At 75.7% G+C, this 6,009-nt stretch carries 1 protein-coding gene; it reads right to left on the reverse strand.

Annotation, left to right across the window (positions count from 1 at the left end):
• The coding region (locus VFZ20_RS21650) for a non-ribosomal peptide synthetase (protein ID WP_329686032.1) at window positions 1-6,009 on the reverse strand (6,009 nt) is incomplete at both ends.

The raw sequence follows: 6,009 nt of genomic DNA on the forward strand, positions 1-6,009 counted from the left end.
GTTGACGGCGGTGATCCCCTCGCGGCCGATCACGTCCAGCAGGTACGCCGGGTCGCGGTGCCCGCCGGGCGCGGCGAGCACGATGCGCGCGCCCGCCGCCAGGGGAAGAAAGATCTCGCGCACGTGGCCGTCGAAGCTCAGCGACGTCTTGCAGAGCACCGCGTCGTCGGCGCCCGTCTTCCACGTCCGGCGCCCCCACGCAATGCGGTTCACCAGCGTGCGGTGCTGGTTCATCACCCCCTTGGGCCGGCCCGTGGAGCCGGAGGTGTAGATGATGTACGCCAGGTGCTCCGGCGTGAGCCCCGCCGCCGCCGGGTTGGTGTCGGGCGCGTCGGTCCACGCCGCCGCGTCGATGTCCAGGCGGATGCGCGGCACGACGGCGCCGGCGAACATCCCCGCGAGCGACGCCTGCGTGAGCAGCACGGCGGGCGCGCTGTCGGCCAGCATGTGCTCCAGCCGCTCCGCCGGGTACTCCGGGTCCAGGGGCACGTACGCCCCGCCCGCCTTGAGCACCGCCAGCAGGGCCACGATCATCTCCGGGCCGCGCTCCAGGCACAGGCCCACGGGCACGTCGGGGCCCACGCCGCGGCGCGCCAGGTGGTGCGCCAGCCGGTTGGCCCGGGCGTTCAGGTCCCCGTAGGTGATCGCGCCCCCGTCGAACACCAGGGCCGCCGCGCGCGGCGTCCGCTCCGCCTGCTGCTCGAAGAGGTGGTGCACGCACGACGGATCGGGGTAGTCCGCCTCCGTGCCGTTCCACGCCTCCAGCACCCGCGCGCGCTCCTCCGCCGGCAGCACGTCGATGCCGTCCAGGGGCCGCCCCGGCGCCGTCGCCAGCGCCTCCGCCAGCCCCTCCAGGGCCGTGTGCATGAGCGCCGACACCCGCGCGGCCTGGCCCGGGACGCGGACCTTGGCCGTGAGCGCCAGGGCGTGGCCCACGTCGTCCACGTTCAGCGAGAGCGGGTAGCTGGACCGCTCCTCGCCGTAGAGGCGCCGCATCCCGTCCCCCGCCGCGCCGGCCGCGCCCGGGGGCGCCGGGAGCACGCTGTGGCGGTAGTTCAGGATGGCCGTGAACAGCGGCGCCGGCGCCTCCACGCGGCTGCACCGCTGGGCCAGCGCCAGCGGGGCGTGCTCGTGGCGCATGAGCCTCGTCAGCAGCGCGTGCGTCTGCCGCACGCCCGCCTCGGCCCCCTGCTCCGCCACCCGGATGCGCACGGGGAGCGTGTTGATGAAGGGGCCCATCATGCGCTCGGTGTGCTCGCCGCCGCTCATCCGGCCAAAGAGCAGCGTGCCGAACACCACGTCGTCGCGGCCCGAGACGCGCGCCAGCACCTGGGCCCACGCCACGTGGCACAGCGTCGCCACGCTCACGCCCAGCGCCCGCGCGCGCTCACGCAGCCGGGCCGCCAGCCCGGCGTCCACCCACCGCGCCGCCACGTCCATCCCGGTGCCGTCGCCGCGCGCGTCCAGCAGCCCGAACGGGGCCGTGGGCTGGTCCACGTCGCCCAGCATCCCGCGGAAGAACGCCTCGTGCTCCCCCTCGCGCATGCCCAGCCGCACCCGCGCCACCAGGTCGCGGAACGGCACGGGCGCGGGAAGCGCGCCGGCGCGGCCCGCCAGGTACGCGTCGATCTCGGACTGCATCACCTCCAGCGCCGTGTGGTCGCTGACCAGGTGGTGGCGCAGGGCCAGGAGCAGCCAGCGGTCCGCGGCCGCGTCGCGGGCCACGTACGCGCGCAGGAGCGGCGCCCGGCGCACGTCGATGCGGTGGTGCCGCGGATCGAACCGGGCGTACAGCTGCTTCGCCGCGTCCCCGCCCGCCGGGTCCAGCGCCACCTCCTCCACGGGGATCCGCGCCTGGCGCCACACCACCTGCACCGGCTCGCGCACGCCTTCCCACACCACCGCCGTGCGCAGCACGTCGTGGCGGTCCATCACGGCCTGCAGCGCGTCCAGGTACCGGTCCAGGCCGTCCCGGCTGTCGAAGCCGTAGACGGTCCCCAGCAGGTACGGGTCGCCCTCCGTGGTCATCAGGTGGTGAAAGAGGATGCCCTCCTGCAGCGGCGCCAGCGGGTAGATGTCCTGCACGTTGGCCGCGCCGCCCTCCACCCCCGCCGTGACGGCGTCGATCTCCGCCTGCTCCAGGGAGACCAGGGGGAGCATGTCCGGCGTGATGCGCCCGCACCCGGCGGGGATCCGGTTGGCGGGCACCTCCACCTCGGCGGGCGCGCCGCCCACCTCCGCCGCCAGGGCCGCCAGCGTGGGCGACGTGAACAGCGCCCGCACCTCGGCGTGCAGCCCGCGCCGGCGCATGCGCGCGATCACCCGCACCACGAGGAGCGAGTGCCCGCCCAGCTCGAAGAAGTTGTCGCGGCGGCCCACCCGGTCCATGCCCAGCACCTCGGCCCAGATCTCCGCCAGCGCCTGCTCCGTCTCGCCCACGGGCGCCTCGTACTCGCGCGCCGCGTACGCGTCCGCCTCGGGGGCGGGGAGCGCGGGGCGGTCCAGCTTGCCGTTGGGGGAGAGCGGCATCTGCTCCAGCCGCACGTACGCCGCCGGCACCATGTACTCCGGCAGGCGCTCGGCCAGGTGCGCGCGGAGCACGTCCGCGCCCGTCTCGCCGCCCGTCACGTACGCCACCAGCCGCCGGTCGCCCGGCGCGTCCTCGCGGACGAGGACGACGGCCTCGCGCACGCCGGGGTGCTCCCGCAGCCGCGCCTCGACCTCGCCCGGCTCGATGCGAAAGCCGCGCACCTTGACCTGGAAGTCCGTGCGGCCCAGGAACGAGAGGGTCCCGTCCGCCCGCCACCGCGCCAGGTCGCCCGTGCGGTACATCCGCGCGCCCGGCTCCGCGCGGAACGGATCGGGGACGAACCGCTCCGCCGTCATCCCCGGCCGGTCCAGGTAGCCGCGCCCCACCCCCGCGCCGCCGATGCACAGCTCGCCTGCCACGCCCAGGGGCACGGGCTGGCCGGCGCGGTCCAGCAGGTAGGCCCGCGCGTTGGGCATGGGCCGGCCGATGGGGACGGGGCCGCCCGTCTCCTCCGTCACCCGCGCGGCCCCCACGACGGCCGTGGCGGCCTCGGACGGGCCGTAGCGGTTGTACAGGGAGGCGTGGGGAAGCCGCTCGTGGAGGCGCCGCACCAGCGCGGGCGGAAGCGCCTCGCCGCCGCAGGGCACGCGCACCAGCGACGTGCACGCCTCCACCCCCGGCTGCTCCAGGAACACCTGCAGCGACGAGGGGACAAAGCTGGCCGTCCCGATCCCGTACCGGCGGATGGTCTCCACCAGGTACGCCGGGTCGCGGTGGCCGTCGGGGCGCGTCATCACCACGCGGGCGCCCCGCATCAGGGGCCAGAAGAGCTCGTACGCGGAGACGTCGAAGCTGAGGGACGCGTTCTGCAGCACCGACTCACCGGCCTCCAGCCGCCACCGGGCCTGGATGCCCGCGATGCGGTTGACGACGTTGCGGTGCGTGTTCATCACCCCCTTGGGGCGGCCCGTGGAGCCCGAGGTGTAGATGACGTACACCAGGTGCTCCGGGCCCACGCCCACGCCCTCCGGGTTGGTCTCCGGCAGCCCTGCCCACCGCGGCGCGTCGGCGTCCACGGCCAGCACGGGCACGTCCATCCCGCCCAGGCGCGCCGCCAGCGACGCGTGCGCCAGCAGCACCGCGGGCCGGCTGTCGTCCAGCATGGTCCGCAGGCGCTCGTCGGGAAGGTCGGGGTCCAGGGCCACGTACGCGCCGCCCGCCTTGAGCAGCGCCAGGAGGGCCACCACCAGCTCCAGGCTGCGCTCCACGCAGATCCCCACGGGCACGTCCGGGCCCACGCCCAGCCCGCGGAGGTGGTGCGCCAGCCGGTTGGCCCGCGCGTTCAGCGCCCCGTAGGTCAGCGCCTGCCCCTCCCACACCACGGCTTCGGCGCCGGGGGTGCGCGCCGCCTGGACCTCGAACAGCTGGTGGACGCAGGCGTCGCGCGGGTACTCCGTCTCCGTGCGGTTCCACGCCTCCAGGAGAAGGGCGCGCTCGTCCGCGCCCAGCAGCGGAAGCCGCTCCACGGGCCGGTGCTCGTCCGCCGCCATCTCCTCCAGCACGCGCCGCAGGTAGCCCGTCCAGCGCTCCACCGTCTCGCGGTCAAAGAGCGCCGTGGCGTACGTCACGTTGCCCGTGACGCGGTCTCCCGTGGCGCGCAGCGAGAGCGCCAGGTCCACCTTGGCCTGCACCCCGGCGTCCCCGCCGGCCACGCCGGCCACGGCCAGCCCCGGCAGCGAAAGCCCGCCGCCCCGCTGCGCGTCCTGCCAGGTGAACATCGCCTGGAAGAGCGGCGTGTGCGACAGGGTGCGGGACGGGGCCACCCGGTCCACCACCTGCTCGAAGGGGATGTCCTGGTGGTGCTGGGCGCCCAGCGCCCGCTCCTTCACCCGCCCCAGCAGCTCCGCCACCGTGGGCGCGCCGGAAAGGTCCACGCGCAGGGCCAGCGTGTTGACGAAGAAGCCGATGAGCCCCTCGATCTCCGGCCGCCCGCGGTTGGCCACGGGGGTGCCGACCACCACGTCGTCGCGGCCCGAGAGGCGGCTGAGCACGGCCGCCCACCCGGCCAGCACCGTCATGAACAGCGTCGTCCCGTGCCGCCGCGACAGCGCCTTGAGCCCCGCCGTGAGCGCCTCGTCCAGCTCCAGGGCCAGCAGCGCGCCCGCGTGGTCCACCTGCGCGGGGCGGGGGTGGTCCGTGGGCAGCTCCAGCAGCTCCGGCGCGCCGGCCAGCGTCCGCGCCCAGTAGTCCGCCTGGGCCTGCAGGACGTCGCCCTCCACCCAGCGCCGCTGCCAGGCCGCGTAGTCGGCGTACTGCACCGGCAGCGCGGGAAGCCGCGGCTCCGCGCCCCGCGCGTACGCGGCGTAAAGGGCGGAGAGCTCCTCGAACAGCACGCCCATGGACCAGCCGTCGCTGGCGATGTGGTGCATGGCCAGGAACAGCACGTGGTCGTCGGGCGCCAGCCGGAGGAGCGCGCCGCGGACGAGGGGCCCGTGCTCCAGGTCGAAGGGTGCGTTCGCCGCCTCGTCCATCCGCCGGCCCAGCTCCGCCTGCGCGTCGGGGTGCCCGTCCAGGTCGTGCTCCACCAGCGCGAACCCGGCGTCCGCGGGCGCGATGCGCTGCCCGGGCACGCCGTCCACCTCCACGAAGGTCGTCCGCAGGGCCTCATGGCGCGCCACGATGGCGTCCAGCGCGCGCCCCAGGGCGTCGCGGTCCAGCGCGCCGCGCAGGCGCAGCGGCGCGCGCGTGTGGTACGTGCTCCCCAGGTTGCCCAGCTGCTCCAGGAACCACAGCCGCTGCTGCGCGAACGAGAGCGGAAGGTGCCCGTGGCGCGGGGCGGGCACGATGGGGGGCAGCTGCGCGTGCGCGGCCCCCTCCAGCTCGCGCGCGAGGTCCGCCAGCACGGGGCGGACAAAGAGGTCGCGCAGCGCCACCTCCACCCCCAGCCCCTGCCGCACCCGCGTGAGCACCCGCACCGCCAGCAGCGAGTGCCCGCCCAGCTCGAAGAAGTCGTCCCACCGGCCCACCCGCTCCACGCGCAGCACGTCGGCCCAGATCTCCGCCAGCGCCTGCTCCATGTCGCCCATGGGGGCCTCAAAGCCGCCGCGCGTGTAGGCGTCGCCCTCCGGCGCCGGGAGCGCCCTGCGATCCGTCTTGCCGTTGGGCGTCTGCGGCAGCGCGTCCAGGCGCACGTACGCCGCCGGCACCATGTACGCCGGCAGCCGCTCCGCCAAGTGCGCGCGCAGGCCGTCCACCTCCACCGTCCCGTCCGCCACGACGTACGCCACCAGGCGCGTGTCGCCCGGCACGTCCTCGCGCGCCAGCACCACCGCCGCGTGCACCTCCGGGTGCTCCACGAGACGCGACTCGATCTCGCCCGGCTCGATGCGGAAGCCGCGGACCTTGAGCTGGAAGTCGGTGCGGCCCAGGAACTCCAGGGTGCCGTCCGCGCCCCACCGCACCCGGTCGCCCGTGCGGTA

Source organism: Longimicrobium sp. (assembly GCF_036280135.1).
Lineage (GTDB): Bacteria > Gemmatimonadota > Gemmatimonadetes > Longimicrobiales > Longimicrobiaceae > Longimicrobium.